The following is a 13,594-nucleotide window of genomic DNA, read 5'->3' on the forward strand; positions in this document are numbered from 1 at the left end:
CGGGCGGTGGCGCGGTCAGGGCTGCCGGTGATCCGTCTACACGACCTCCGCCACACTCACGCCAGCCTCCTCCTGGCGGCCGGCGTGCCGGTGAAGGTCGTCAGCGAACGCCTCGGCCACTCGACACCCAGCTTCACGATGTCGGTCTACCAGCACGTCATCCCCGGCATGGGCGCCGACGCGGCGCGACTCTTCGGTGAGCTCATCGGCGACTCGGTGGAAAAATCGGTGGAATCCGAGGCGACCGGGGTCCTGAAAAGCAGCGACCCGGTGCCTCTGCACCGGGTCTGAACTGCGCATTTCTTGGTGGCGGGGGTAGGATTTGAACCTACGACCTTCGGGTTATGAGCCCGACGAGCTACCAGACTGCTCCACCCCGCGTCGCGTCCTTCAGGATAGCAGCGTCGCGAGACCGGTCAGCCGGGACCTGGCGGTCTTGCCAGGGCGGAGTTGGTCGAGCCTGTCGTCGGCGCCGGAGCGGCGGGCGGCGGTGCGGTGGTCGAGGGCGGGGTCGGCGACGACCCGCCGGAGGCAGCCGCCGCCTGTGCCGCCTGGTTGAGCAGGTTGCCGGCCTGGTTGATGTCGGTCTGGTACTTGCCGAGGTCGCCGGCCTTGAGGTCGTTCTGGGCCTGCGTGTAGGCGGCCTGGGCCTGGGTCAGCAGCTGGGAGACCGTCGACGACACGCCGGGACCGGGCGAGGGAGTGACGGTGGTCGGTGGCGCCGCCGCACCCGCCGCAGAGGTGGACGGAAGACCCGGCACCGGCGACCCGAAGAGATCCGTCAGGGCTTGGTTGAGGTTGTCCTCCATGGCCGCCTGGTTGCCGTACACGACGATGATCTTCTTGAACTCGGGCAGGGGGTTGCGCGACGACTGGACGTAGAGGGGCCGGATGTAGAGCAACGACTGGTCGATCGGGATCATGAGCACGTTGCCGAGCAGGACCTGTGACCCCTGTTGGTTCAGAAGGCTGATCTGTTGAGAGATCGACGTCACTGCGCTGATGCGCGCGTCGATCAGGGCTGGGCCGTCGATCTGCTGACCTCTGGGCGTCACGTACGCCTGGAGCTGCCCGTAATGGTCGGGATCCGAATTGGCGACCATGAAGCCAGTCAGGTTCTGCTGCTGGTCGTTCTGCGACACGGGAACGAAGGGCTCGAGGAGGTTGAAGCTCATCTGCGACTGACCAGGGAGGCGCGTCAGCTGGTAGATCGGCGCCATGCGCTTGGCCCGGCTGGGGCCCACCTGGAAGCCCTGGGCGTTCGTCGTCGCCGTCGTCTGCAGAGCGGCTGACGGCGAACCCGATCCGGGGTCCTGGGACAGGTCCCACGCGTCCCCGGCGGCATAGAACTGGTTGGCGTTGGTGATGTGGTAGCGGCCGAACATGGCGGACTGCACGGTGAAGATGTCCTCTGGGTAGCGCAGGTGTGCCCGCAGCTCGGGGCTCATGTCCTTCGCCGGTGTGAACAGGTGCGGGAAGGCCTTACCGTAAGCGTTGGCCAGCGGATCGTGAGGATCCATCTGGTAGAAGGTCATCGACCCGTTGTAGGCGTCGATCAGCACCTTCACCGAGTTGCGCACATAGTTGAAGCTCGAGTTGAGCCCGCTGGCGCCGTTCACCGCGGACACGTTCGCGGTCTGCGCGTTCGGGTAACGGTCGGTGGTCGTGTAGGCGTCCTGGATCCAGTAGATGCGACCGTTCAGCAACACGGGATAGGGATCGGCGTCGTACTGGAGGAAGGGCGCCGCCTTGTTGACGAGATCCCTGATGTCGCGGACGAACATCACCCGGGAGTGGCTCGTCACCTGACCGGAGATGAGCGGGTTGATATCGGCGAAGCGCAGCGCGAAGGCCGCCCGGCGGAAGATCGAACCGGCTTCGACTCCGCCGGTGCCGTGATAGGTGCTCTCCTGGTTGGCGCCGTTCGGCTTCTGGAAGTCGATCTCCGGCTGCTTGGTGTCGGCGATCACATAGCCGGGGTTGTTCAGGCCGAAGTACACGGACGGCTGGGTGAGCACCGGAGCCCCGTTCGAGGAGGTCGGCGGGACGTCCTGGATGGCGAACGACGGATTGCCGTCGGCGTTGGCCAGGTTGGCCTGCGACAGCACGGCCCCATAGCCGTGGGTGAACTGGAGGTGCGAGTTCACCCAGGACGTGGAGGGAAGCTGGCCCCCGTTCAGCTGGCGCACGGCGGCGATCACTGGCGTGTTCTGTCCGTCGAGGGTGTACCGGTCGAGGGCGAGCTCGTTGAACAGGTAGTAGGAGCGGATGTCCTGGAGCTTCTCGAAGGTGGTGACGGCGAAGTTGGGGTCCCACAGGCGCACGCTGGAAAGCGTCGGCAGGTCGGCCGCCAGCTCGGGAGGCGTGAGGTTCTGCGAGTAGGAGAAGGGGATGGGGTACTGGACATTGTTGATTCCCATCGCCTGCCGCGTGGCGTTGATGTTCCGGGTGATGTAGGGCCGCTCCAGGGTGTTCTGGGCCGGCTGCACCTTGAACGTCTGGATGAACGCCGGATAGATGGCCCCCACGACGAGCGAGATGAACGCCCACAGCCCGACGCCGATGACCGGCAGGACCCAGCCCCGCCGGCGGATGTTCACGAGGAAGATGCCGAAGGCGGCCAGCGAGATGAAGATGAGCAGGGTCAGCGCGGGCAGCTGGGCGTGGACATCGGTGTAGGTGGCGCCCTGGACGAAGCCCCGGGTGGACGCGGTGAGCTCGTAGCGCTGGAGGAAGTAGCCCGCCGCCTTGACGAGGGCGATCAGGGCCAGCAGGACCGAGATGTGAACCTTCACCAACGGGTTGACCCGTTGCCCCGGACCCTGGAAACGGATGCCTCCGTTCAGATAGTGGGCGACGACGGTGATGACGAGGATCACCGCCAGGGCGAGGAAGGTCCACCCGACGAGGAAGGAGAGGAACGGCAGCTTGAAGACGTAGAACCCGACGTCCATGTGGAACTGCGGGTCCTGCACCCCGAAGGGAACGGCGTTGCGAAAGAGGATCCAGTTGTGCCACTGGCCCGACGCCCCGGTTCCGACGAGCAGGGCAAGGATGATGGCGGCGATTGTGCGGACGAGCCGGGCGCGGGGCCTGACGGCGTTCCGATAGCGGCGCACCAGCTCGTCCTCGGGTCCGAGGGGGCTGAAGTTGAGGGCGATCCGATCGGCGATGGCCAGGCTCGCCCACATGCCGGCGAAGAAGATGGCGACGAACACCACCCCCAGGCCGATCTTGGTCCCGAGGACCCCCTTCCACACGCTGGTCAGGTGGACCGAGCTGAACCACAGGTAGTCGGTGTAGAAGACGGCGATGCCCCGGAGCGACGTCAGCAGCAGGAAGAAGAGGATGATCCCGACGACGATCCAGATACGCCCGCGCGTGATGCCGCGACTTCGCCGCGGCACGTCCTGAGGGGAACGCACCCCGGGAGCCTACGCCGGCGGAGGGGCGAGGAGACAGCGGCAGCCGCTGTGCGCCGGCGGGTGGGTCTGGCCCGTCGGATACCGCTCGCCCCGGGGCAAGGGTCCTGCCAGGGCGTTGTCGTCGCAATCGGGGCACCGCTCGTCCCCGTCGTCCACGATCCAGCGCAGCGCCGACCCTTCTCGGGCGACACCCACCTCGCCCCGGGAGAAGGCGGCAACGACGTGGTCTCCAGCCACCCGCTCGATGCGGGGGCCCTTCCACTCTCTGTACGCCGCGCCCACGTGGTCGATCAGGCTGGTGTCGTCCGGATCGGCTGCGTCACCGAGGGACCGCTCGAGGCGCCGGCGCAGGGGATCGGTGATCGCCCTCGCCAACTCGCCCGCGAGTACGAGGGATCCTTTCTCCCCGCCGGCGCTGCCGTTCGTCCTTCCGTCGCTCTCCCTGCCCTCCCGTAGGAACGAGGTGCCGGCGCTCTCCGCCCGCTCGAGCGCCTCGACGCCCGCCCGCTGGAAGTGCTCCTCGTGGTCGGAGACCGAAGGCAGGATGTCGAGGAGCTCACCCGTGCCGCGGCTGCGCAACCGGTCCAGCAGGTCGTTCTGATCGTCCTGAAGGGCACGCTTGAGCCTGCGTGACAGCGCCACGGTGATGGGACCGATTGCGTCGTCGCGCCGTCGCAGGAACGACACCTCCACGGTCGCGCCCCGATCGTCCTCGGACTCCTCCTTGGCCTCGGTCTCCGCCTCGGCCTGCTCTCCCGTCTCGGGGTCCGGGTCCGGCGACGTCTCCGTCTTCTCGTCGAGGTCGGGCTTTACCTCCGCCTGGGGCTTCACCTCGGCCTGGGGCTGCTCAACGGCCTGGGGCTTCACCTCGGCCTGGGGCTGCTCCTCCGTCTGGGGCAGCTCCTCGAGCTCGGTCGTCTCCTCGGCGGAGGGCGGCTCGGCTCCCTCCCGGTCAGCCACCTGCTGACGGCCCCTCGCTGCCGACGGCGAGCGGCCGGCCTTCACCTTGGCGAACAGTTCGTCGACCGCTGACGAGCCGGGGGCGCGGTGGCGCCCACCGGAGCGCCCTCGAGCACGAGCCGTGGGTGTCGGACTCGGCGGCTCCGTCGCTCCCAGCGCTGACCCTCCGCCGGCGGCTGCATGGGGCTCGCCGGACTCTGCATCAGAGCGCGTAGCAGTGAGCGGGGGGGAGGCGAGGATCCGAACCGCCTCGTCATCTGGTGGCGCCTCCGGCGTTGTCGTCTCCGCAGGACTGGCGTCCCGTCCCGGTGTCTCGGCGGGTGGAGCGTGTCGGGGCCGTCGGATGATCCGAAAGCCCGAACGGCGCCGTCCGATGGCATGCTCGTCGGCGTCGGGGCGGGCTCCCCGCTCGCCCCTCTCGGCTGCTCCTGCGTCCTCACCCGTGGATGACGACGAGGTGTCTCCAGTCTCCGGCGTCGGTGCGGGTTGGTCGGGCGTCGCCGGGCGCGAGGGCGCCGACTGTTGCTGGCGCGGTGGGGGCCTCGAAACGGCGCTGCCCGGGACCTGCCCGCTCGCCGGCGGCTGCCCGCTTATGACTCCGATGGTCGTGGGCGGTGGGCCCGGTCCGGCCCTCTCGGCGGAGGCGGCTGCCCGGTCGGGCGCGCCACGACCGGCATCGCCGGGGCCGGAGCTGCGCGGAGGCTCGCGCCTGGGAGCAACGACGCGCTCCGCGTCGGCGAGATCTTCGTCGGCCGGCGGTTGCGCCACGCCACCCGGATCGAAGTCGCGCTGGAGGGTCTCCAGGATGTGGTCGAACGACCGCCGAGCCTCCCGCAGCGCCTCCACCAGGTTCTGCCGACCGCCCCGCAACTGCTCGACCTGGCCGTAGAGGGCGCGGCGGCGGCGAACCAGGTCGGCGAGCACTCGGGCCCGCACCTCCTGGGCCTCCCGGACCATCCCCCGGCAGTCCTCCTGGACTCCCGCCACCGTGGCCTGCGCCTCGTGGCGGGCGGCCTCGATCACCGAGTCGGCCTCGGCCGCGGCGCCGCTGCGGATCCTGGCCGCGGTGACCTCGGCCTCGCTGGCCCGGTCCGCCGCCGCTCGCTCGCCCTCGGCCCGGATGCGCGCCGCCTCCTCGTGGGCCAGGTGGATCACCTGCGTGGCGCCCTCCTCCGCTCGGGCTTTCATGTCCCCCGCGGCGTCGTGGGCGCTGCGCAGGACGCGCGTCGTCTCCTGACCGAGGGCCGACGTCAGCGTGGCTTCGTCCATCTCCGGATGGGCCGCCTGCTGCTCGGCCCGGGCAAGCCGGTGCCGCAGATCGTCCTCGCGGTCGTGGAGGGTTTGGAGCTGCTCGGCGACACTGTCCAGGAACATCCGGACGTCGGTCGGGTCGAAGCCCTTCCTCACCGTGGGAAAGCTCCGCCGAGCGACCTCGTCAGCAGACAACGATGCCGAGTTGATCGAGGTGCGATGGCCTTCCTGCATTGACGGAGCCTATGCCGACCGGCCCGGCCCCTGCTATGTCGTTCGGCCTGCCATCGCTCAGTCCGCCGCCGCGACCGTGCTCTCCTGGCGGGCGGTGATCGGCAGGAGCAGCGAGAACTTGGAGCCGCGTCCCGGGTAGGACTCCCACGCCACGCTCCCGCCGTGCCCCTCGACGACTCTCTGGACCAGCGACAACCCCAGCCCGAGGCCTCCGAATTGACGGGTGTCCGAGCTGTCGCCCTGTACGAACTCGCCGAAGGCCACCGTCGCTTCCTGCTCGGACATGCCCTTGCCGTGATCGGTCACCGAGATCTCGAGCACCCGACCCCCGCGGACCGTCCGGGCCGTGACAACGACCTCCCCACCGTCGGGTGAGAACTTCACGGCGTTGTCGACCAGCTCGTCGATCGCCAATCGGACCCAGCGGCGATCGGCCACAACGGGGTCGAGATCTCGCTCGACCCGTCGACTGATGAGCCACGGATCCTGGAGCCTCGTCTCCCACACGGAGACGACGTCGTCGATCAGCACCCGGATGTCCACCCAGTCGGGCCGCAGCCGGAGCCGGCCGGCGCCGGCGGAGGCGAAGAACTCGAGCCGCTCCACCACTCTCAGGAGGCGCTTCGACTGCTCGAGGATCTCTCCGTGCCAGACCCGAGCCTGATTGGGTGGGACCGTCTTACGAGCCATGAGGTCGCTGAACCCCATGATGCCGGTGAGCGGCGTGCGCAGCTCGTGGCCGACCCGGGACAGGAACTCTGTCTTCATCCGCTCGACCTCGTGCTCCCGGCGCAGGTCGCGGAGCACGAAGACGGCGCCGCCACCGCCCGGTCCCTGACCCCGGAGCGCCCCGGCGGATACCGCCACCGGCACCAGCCCCCGCTCTCCCAGCTGGAGCCAGCACTGCGTGCTCCATCGTTGGTCTGGCGGTCGCCGTAGGTAGGCGGTGAGATCGGCACCGTCTTCTCCGACCAGGGTGATCACGTCCGCCACGGGCCGGCCGCGAGCCGCGCTGTCGCTGACGAGGACCAGCTCCTCGGCAGCCTGGTTGAAGTCAGTGATCCTGCCGGCCGAGTCGACGGCGACGAGCGCTTCGCCCATTCCCGCCACCACGGCCTCGAGCCGACCGCGGAGACGAGTCTCGTCCTGGGCCGCGTCGCGCAGAGCCGTCGCCTTCTCGTCGATGGACGAGGCCATCGAGTCGAACGCCGCTCCTAATCTTCCCACCTCGTCCTCCGAGCGGACCCTGGCCTTGACGTCGACGTCGCCACGGCGGATGGACTCAGCGGCGGTGGTGAGCCGCCGCAGGTCCGAGCCCACTCGGTCTCCAACCAGCGACGCCAGCAACAGAGCGAGAAGTGTGCCACCCAGGGCGATGATGAACAGCGTGCGGAAGAGGTCGTTCTGTGTCTGATCGACCACCGTCGTCGGGGTGGACGAGAGGAACGCCATGACCGGCCTGTTGTCGCTGGCGGCCACCGACTGGCCGGCGACGAAGCGGCCTTGAACAGTGGCCGACGTGACCGCACCGCTGCCGGAGAGCACCTGAGCGGCGACACCCTGCAGCGTGCCGTATTCCGGGTTCCAGCCTCCGGCGCTGCTGAGCACGCTGGTAGGCCCGACCAGGGCCAACGAGAGGGTGGGATCGTCCACCCGCAGCTGTTCCAGGTAGCCGCGATCGAGGACGCGAACGGCGATCGCCACACCCATCACCCGCGCCGTGCCCGGTAGACCGGGTCCGCGGGCGATGACCACGTCGGGATACGCGCCCACGGCGATGGCTTGGCCTCCCACGACAGCCGCCGTGCCCGTCGAGAGCTGGGCGGCGACAGCCTGGGCCACGGCCGGAGAGCCCGGCAAGGCGGCAGCCGCGCCGGGACCGAGGGCCGCGCCGAGGTTGGCCGACGACGCCACGACCCCACTGCCGGGCTGCACCCACGCCACCTCGACCCCGGCAGGCACGGCGGAGGCAGAGATCGCCGACAGGGCATCGCGCACACAGCTGGTGACGACCGTCTGGTCGGCCAGGACGCAGTCGGAGCGGGCGTTGATGGAGGCCCGCACGGAGGAACCCACGAGAACGGCCTCACCTCGCAACTGCTCCGGGCTGCTCGACGTCAGGGTGGCCCCGGAAGAGGCGCGTCCGTCGAGACGACGCACGGCGTCGTTCCGCACGGTCGAGGAGACGACCTGGGACAGGGCCAGAGAGAGGATGAAGACGAGGACGAGGAGGGTCGCAGCAGCGGTGGCAGCCACCCGGGCGGCGATGGCCTGGCGGCTGGCCGCTACCAGGGCGACGCCCAGGCTCAAGGCTCCGGCGGCGAGGAGGCCGTCGGCCACCCGGGCCGAGGTGCCTTGCAGCACGATGGCAGCCCCCGCCAACCCGACGCCCAGCCACACGAGTGCCTGGGACGCGTCGCCCGCCCGCCACCGCAGGGAGCCGATGAGGATCAGGATCAGGCCGGCCCCCTGCAGCCCGCCGACGACCGAGCTGGTAGCCGGCTGGACCAGCAGGGACCCCGTCAGGAAGGCGCCAGTTGCCAAGGCCGCGAAACCCACCCCGAGCGCGGCTCGGGCCCACGGCGACCGGCTCAGCAGCTCTGCTCTGAGCAGTACGAGGGCCACCCCGGCAGCGGCCACGAGAAAGATGGCGAACTGGGCGGCGAACTCGAACTGCGCGGGTACGGAACCCATGGCTCCTATGCCGTCTCTCCCGTCGGTGGCGGAGGAAGGTCGCGGGTGTTGCCACCGTGGCTGCTCAAGGCGGCCAGCGCCTGGTCCAACGACGCCACGGAGACCACCTTGAGGTGACTCCCCGCATGTTGCATTGCCACCTTGTACTCGGGCGGGGGCACCAAGAACAAGGTGGCGCCGGCGTTGCGGACGGCGACGGTCTTCTGAGCGACGCCTCCGACGTCGCCCACCTGTCCGGTGGGGTCGATCGTGCCCGTGGCGGAGATCTTCTGCCCCCCGGTGAGGTCGTCAGGAGTGAGCGCCTGGATGATCCCCAACGTGTAGGCCAGGCCGGCCGAGGGCCCACCGATTCCCTCGGAGTTGATCGTGATCGGGAAGGGGAAGTTGTACTGGGCGTGGGTGGACAGGGCGACGCCCATGTACGCCACCTGTTGGCCCTGCTGCTGGCGACCACCGAGAGTGAGGATCACGTCACGAGTCGGGGCGCCCCCTCCGGGCTCCACGGTCAGGTGCGCGACATCGCCGGGGTGCAGAGCGTGGGTGATCGCCACGGCCTGATCAGCGGTGGGCGTCGGTCGGCCGTCGATGGCGGTGATGGTCTCGCCGATCTGCAGCTTGCCGGCCGCCGGCGCCCCGCTCTGGACCTCGGCGACCACGGCGCCGGCATCGCTCTCCGGTACGGGGTAGTTGAGGCGGCGGAGCGCGGCCACCTGAGCCGCCTGCTTGGAGTCGTCCATTTCCAGGGTGTTCTGCACCTGCAGCTGGCTCGGCGGAGTGGAGCCGAGCACCTCCGCGGCAGGGACCACCGACACGTCGGAGCTCAGCTTGTCGGGCAGGTAGTCGATGGCCCGGACCTGGCTCAGGGACACGGTCGTCAGGAAGACCTGGCCCGGAACGGTGTGGCTCTTGTCGGGCGGGACCTTGATCAGGTTGCCGACCGCGACGGCCGAGCCTGGAGCCAAGGCGTAGTAGTTGAGCTTGATCGTGGTGCCGGCGACCGCGGCGGCCACCAGCAGGACCACGACGGCGATGACCCATCGGAGCCAGCGTCGGCGTCGACGAGGTTCGGACCCAGACGGCGAGGGGCCTGGTTGTACCATCGGATCGATAGTGCTCAAGTCGGGTTTGTGCCCCTCTACTCTGGGCCTCCGGCGGGAACCTGCTCCGTCGCCGTCGATCACATCAGCCTGCCACGGAACGGAGGCCCTGCCGCCGCAGCCGGCGAGCTGAGCTCCCCATGACTCCTCTCTTCGATCAGGACTCGGCCAAGAGCAGTGAGAACCGCCCCGGCGGGGGCGCCCCACCGGCGGGGGCGGGCCACGATGAGGCCGCACCCCAGGGCGAGGCGTCGGACGACCATCCCAGGTACCCGGATCGAGGAGAATCAATCAGCCCGGGACCAGATCCGAGCGAGGGCGTCGCCCGCTCGGACGCGGGAGAGGGTGCCGATGGAGCCGGACCCAGTGGGGAGTCGGCGCCGGCGGAGGCCGAGGCTGATGCAGAGCCAGAAGCTGACCCAGCCGCGGAGGCCGAGACGGAGACGGCCTCGGTGGAAGCCGGGCCGGGAGACACAGCGCCAACGGCGACCTCGTTCGAGCCAGTCGCCGGACCTCTGCCACCACCGCCGACGCTATCTGCTCCAGAGTCTGGGGTACGCGCGCCCGCGCCCCCAACGGACCCGACACCGGTTGGACCCCCGCCGGCGCCGCTCGAGCCGGTGACGGCGCCCTCGTCGGCGGGACCCGCCCCGTCCCAGTTCGAGTCACAATCCCTTGCGCCCATTCGGGCGAACGGCCGGGTGGCGGGCGGGGCGCTGGGCCGGTTGGCGCAGCTCTGGCCCTCGCCAGTGAGAGCTCACCCCGACCAGGGCGTGTCCTCACTCGTCCTGCTCGTGGGGCTGGCCGTGACGGTCGGTGTGGTCGGCGCGGGAGTCGTCGCCGGGCTTGCCTTCATGATCATCGCGCTCGGGCATGGTTGACGGCGACGGCGACGTCGGTCTGGCCGAGGCGCGGCTGCGTCGGCAGGTCACGCTCGCCGGTCACGCCGGTGACGAGGACGCCGCCCGGGCCCGCCTGACCGACGCGGCGCCACGAGTCCGTGCAGCATCACTCGGCGCCCTGGCGCGCATGCACCGGTTGGCGCCGAGCGAGCTCGCGAGCGCGCTCGCCGACTCGGCACCAGAGGTCCGCCGACGAGCATGCGAGCTCAGCGTCGGGCTCCCCGCGGTCGACTTGCAGCCGCTGCTCGCCGATCCCGAACCCCTTGTCGTCGAGGCCGCGGCGTGGGCGGTTGGCGAGCGCAGGGATGCCGGGGTCATAGCCACCCTGGCCCGAGTCGCGACCGAGCACGACGACCCGCTCTGTCGCGAGGCCGCCGTCGCCGCCCTGGGTGCCATCGGCGACGATCGGGGGCTTCACGCCATCCTGGCTGCCCAGGACGATCGTCCCACGGTCCGCCGGCGAGCCGTCATCGCCCTGGCGCCCTTCCAGGGCTCCGCCGTCGACGCCGCTCTCGAGCGGGCCCGACAGGATCGTGACTGGCAGGTGCGCCAAGCGGCGGAAGACCTGCTCGACGAGTCCACCGGGCGGTGACCCAGGGGGACCGTTGAACGCTCGGTCAGCGTTCCGAGCTGATGAACATCGCCTTCAGCGAGTCGAAGGAGTCGAGACACCGCCCGGCCCCCAGGACGACCGTCTCGAGGGGCGTGTCCACGAGATGGACCGGCAGCGCCGTCTCGTCGCTGAGTCGCCGGCTCATGCCCTGCAGCAGGCCACCACCGCCGACGAGGTGGATGCCCTGGAGGATCAGATCCTGCGCCAGCTCGGGCGGGGCCTGGCCGAGACACCGCAGCACCGACTCGGCGATCGCTCCCACGGGCTCCTCGGTGGCCTGGCGGACCTCGTTCGCCGAGAGGATGACCGTCTTCGGAAGCCCGGACATGAGGTCCCTCCCCCGCACCTCGGCCTTGATCTCCTCCTCCATCGGGCACGCCGATCCGATCGCCATCTTGATCTCCTCGGCGGTATGTTCGCCGACGGCGATGCCATACTCCCGGCGGATGTAGGTCTGGATGGCGGCGTCGATGTCGAAGCTGCCGACGCGGATGGCTTGCAGGGACACGATGCCCCCCAGGGCGATCACCGCGGTCTCGGTGGTACCTCCGCCGATGTCGACGACCATGTTCCCGACCGGCTCGTGGATCGGCAGGCCCGCACCTATGGCGGCAGCCATCGGCTGCTCGATGAGGTACGCGCCGGCCGCTCCGGCTCGCTTGGTCGCCTCCTCGACGGCTCGGCGCTCGACGGCCGTGATGGCGGAGGGCACGCAGATCAGCACGCGCGGACGGTTGAACCGAGAGGTCCCGGCGCGGTGGAGCAGCAGCCGCAGCATGCGCTGAGTGATGTCGAAATCGGTGATGGCACCCTGTCGGAGCGGGCGCACGGCGACGATGTAGCCCGGCGTGCGCCCGATCATGTTCCACGCCTCGTGGCCCATGGCCAGCACATCCTGGGTCCTCGAGTTCAGGGCGATGACCGTGGGCTCGTTCATCACGATGCCCCGCCCGCGGCTGATGACGAGGGTGTTCGCCGTCCCGAGATCGATGGCAAGGTCCCTAGCCAGGCCACGCCCTCCGATGCCGTCTTGCCTTGCGTGACCCTACATCCTCGGGGGCCAGGGCTTGCAGGCCCCGAGAGAACTCCTCGACACCGGATTCCACCGACGTGGGCCGCCGGCCACGGGCGGCGATGACGAACGACACGAGCAGCACCAGTATCACCGGCACCGCCACATACAACAGGTTGGTCACGTCACCACTGCTCCTGCTCCCCCACCGTTCTCAGGCCCGCTCCGCCACCCCGACGACATCACATGCGTCGGAGCCCCACTCGACACCTCCCGACCAACTCTCACGCTTCCAGATTGGGACCGTCGCCTTGAGCGTATCGATGCAGAACCTCGCAGCGGCGAACGCCTCGGCCCGATGGGGGGTCGACGTCACCACCAGCACCGACGCCTCGGTGACGGCAAGCGTTCCCACTCGGTGAATCAGCACGACGCGGCCGAGACCGTCCCAACGGTCCCGAGCGGCTCTGGCGACGGCGCCCAGCCGGGGCTCGACCTGCTCGGCATAGGCCTCGTACTCGATGCCGGTCACCCCGGGACGGCCCTCGGCGTGGTCGCGCACGGTTCCTACGAAATTGACGACCGCGCCACACTCAGGTCGCACGGCCCACTCCAGCGCCGCCTCCAGGGGAAGTCGGTCGGCCGTCAGGGCCACCCAATCATCGCCACTCGGCGGGGGTTTCACACCCATATGCTACGGCCCACGGGGGGGTGGCGATGCCTCTTGGGGGCATCTCATCGATATTCTCGGATTGATGACCGTCGAGAGCGGGGACTTCGACGACGATCACGACGGTCCAGCGTCGGAGGACCCGCCCAGCCGCCCGTGGCTCCCGCCGGATGACCGGCTGTGGCGACACCCGTCCGAGCTCCGGAGCTCGGGCACCCAGCCCACGGGCAGTCGGGGCGTCCCGGCCCGGTGGTGGCGTCAATCCGGAGGTCGTCTCTGGACGCGAGCCCTGCTGGGCGGTGTGGTGGGCGGCGCGCTGGTGGCCACGGGCGTCGTCACGGGTGTGAACTGGCTCGGCCCGGCCAGGACCGCCAGCACGGGTGGCAGCGGCGGCCAGACGGGTACCCCCGTGACGACAGCGGCCGCCATCGTGCCCTCGTCAGGCAGTCAGCCAGCTCAGAGCCACACCGCCATCAGCGCCGGTCCCACCCTGATGGGAATGGTGGCGAAGGTGTCGCCGGCGATCGTCGGCGTGAGCGTGGCCACCGCAAAGGGCCACGTGCGCGGGTCGGGTCTGGTCTTTCGCAGCGATGGGATGATCCTCACCGTGGCCCGACTGCTCGCCGGGGCAATGGGCATCAGCGTGATCACGTCCAGCGGCCAGCAGGAGGCGGCCTCGGTCGTGGGCGAGGACGCCGACGATGGCGTCGCCGTCCTCCGGGTGGGTCATCAGCTG

The 13,594-nt window shown here is 69.8% G+C and carries 11 protein-coding genes and 1 tRNA gene; 4 read left to right on the plus strand and 8 right to left on the minus strand.

Annotated elements, in window-relative coordinates:
- Positions 1-291 (plus strand): site-specific integrase (locus VGF64_15410; protein ID HEY1636151.1); only part of this gene is annotated, 291 nt, incomplete at its 5' end.
- Between the two features lie 13 nt (positions 292-304).
- On the opposite strand, the gene VGF64_15415 is transcribed toward VGF64_15410, so the two are convergent.
- The 5 genes from VGF64_15415 to VGF64_15435 form a co-directional block, all read right to left on the minus strand.
- Positions 305-381 (minus strand) — tRNA-Met (locus tag VGF64_15415).
- Positions 382-416: 35 nt separating this feature from the next.
- Positions 417-3,425: a UPF0182 family protein gene (locus tag VGF64_15420; GenBank protein HEY1636152.1), complete on the minus strand. Its 3,009-nt coding sequence runs from the start codon at positions 3,423-3,425 to the stop codon at positions 417-419.
- Between the two features lie 9 nt (positions 3,426-3,434).
- The gene (locus VGF64_15425; GenBank protein HEY1636153.1) at positions 3,435-5,870 is read right to left on the minus strand and encodes a DivIVA domain-containing protein; all 2,436 of its coding nucleotides are present in this window, start codon (positions 5,868-5,870) and stop codon (positions 3,435-3,437) included.
- Positions 5,871-5,927: 57 nt separating this feature from the next.
- Positions 5,928-8,564, minus strand: coding sequence for an ATP-binding protein (locus VGF64_15430; protein ID HEY1636154.1), 2,637 nt, complete (start codon positions 8,562-8,564; stop codon positions 5,928-5,930).
- Positions 8,565-8,569: 5 nt separating this feature from the next.
- Entirely contained in the window at positions 8,570-9,586 is a 1,017-nt protein-coding gene (locus VGF64_15435; protein HEY1636155.1) for a S16 family serine protease, read from the minus strand.
- Positions 9,587-10,281: 695 nt separating this feature from the next.
- Between VGF64_15435 and VGF64_15440 the strand changes: the two genes are divergently transcribed.
- Together VGF64_15440 and VGF64_15445 are read left to right on the plus strand one after the other, a co-directional pair.
- Positions 10,282-10,542, plus strand: a complete 261-nt coding sequence (locus VGF64_15440; protein HEY1636156.1) for a hypothetical protein — start codon at positions 10,282-10,284, stop codon at positions 10,540-10,542.
- Positions 10,535-11,155: a HEAT repeat domain-containing protein gene (locus VGF64_15445; protein HEY1636157.1), complete on the plus strand. Its 621-nt coding sequence runs from the start codon at positions 10,535-10,537 to the stop codon at positions 11,153-11,155. The genes VGF64_15440 and VGF64_15445 overlap by 8 nt, the downstream gene beginning before the upstream one ends.
- A gap of 25 nt (positions 11,156-11,180) precedes the next feature.
- Here the strand turns inward: VGF64_15445 and VGF64_15450 are convergent, their stop codons facing one another.
- Genes VGF64_15450 through VGF64_15460 form a run of 3 tightly spaced genes read right to left on the minus strand, consistent with a single transcriptional unit; the run spans position 11,181 to position 12,879 of the window.
- The gene (locus VGF64_15450) at positions 11,181-12,185 is read right to left on the minus strand and encodes a rod shape-determining protein (GenBank protein ID HEY1636158.1); all 1,005 of its coding nucleotides are present in this window, start codon (positions 12,183-12,185) and stop codon (positions 11,181-11,183) included.
- A complete protein-coding gene (locus VGF64_15455) occupies positions 12,178-12,372 on the minus strand; it encodes a hypothetical protein (protein HEY1636159.1) in 195 nt (64 codons plus the stop codon). Before VGF64_15455 ends, VGF64_15450 begins: the two co-directional genes overlap by 8 nt.
- A 30-nt stretch (positions 12,373-12,402) precedes the next feature.
- A complete protein-coding gene (locus VGF64_15460; GenBank protein HEY1636160.1) occupies positions 12,403-12,879 on the minus strand; it encodes a molybdenum cofactor biosynthesis protein MoaE in 477 nt (158 codons plus the stop codon).
- Between the two features lie 64 nt (positions 12,880-12,943).
- Here VGF64_15460 and VGF64_15465 point away from each other — a divergent pair.
- On the plus strand, positions 12,944-13,594 hold a 651-nt coding region (locus VGF64_15465; GenBank protein HEY1636161.1), incomplete at its 3' end, for a S1C family serine protease.

This window comes from Acidimicrobiales bacterium, from assembly GCA_036491125.1.
Taxonomy (GTDB): domain Bacteria; phylum Actinomycetota; class Acidimicrobiia; order Acidimicrobiales; family AC-9; genus AC-9.

Bases quoted from the DNA above. Each gene is read 5' to 3' on its own strand.
- VGF64_15425 (HEY1636153.1), bottom strand. From the start codon at position 5,870: ATGCAGGAAGGCCATCGCACCTCGATCAACTCGGCATCGTTGTCTGCT.
- VGF64_15430 (HEY1636154.1), bottom strand. From the start codon at position 8,564: ATGGGTTCCGTACCCGCGCAGTTCGAGTTCGCCGCCCAGTTCGCCATC.
- VGF64_15445 (HEY1636157.1), top strand. From the start codon at position 10,535: ATGGTTGACGGCGACGGCGACGTCGGTCTGGCCGAGGCGCGGCTGCGT.
- VGF64_15460 (HEY1636160.1), bottom strand. From the start codon at position 12,879: ATGGGTGTGAAACCCCCGCCGAGTGGCGATGATTGGGTGGCCCTGACG.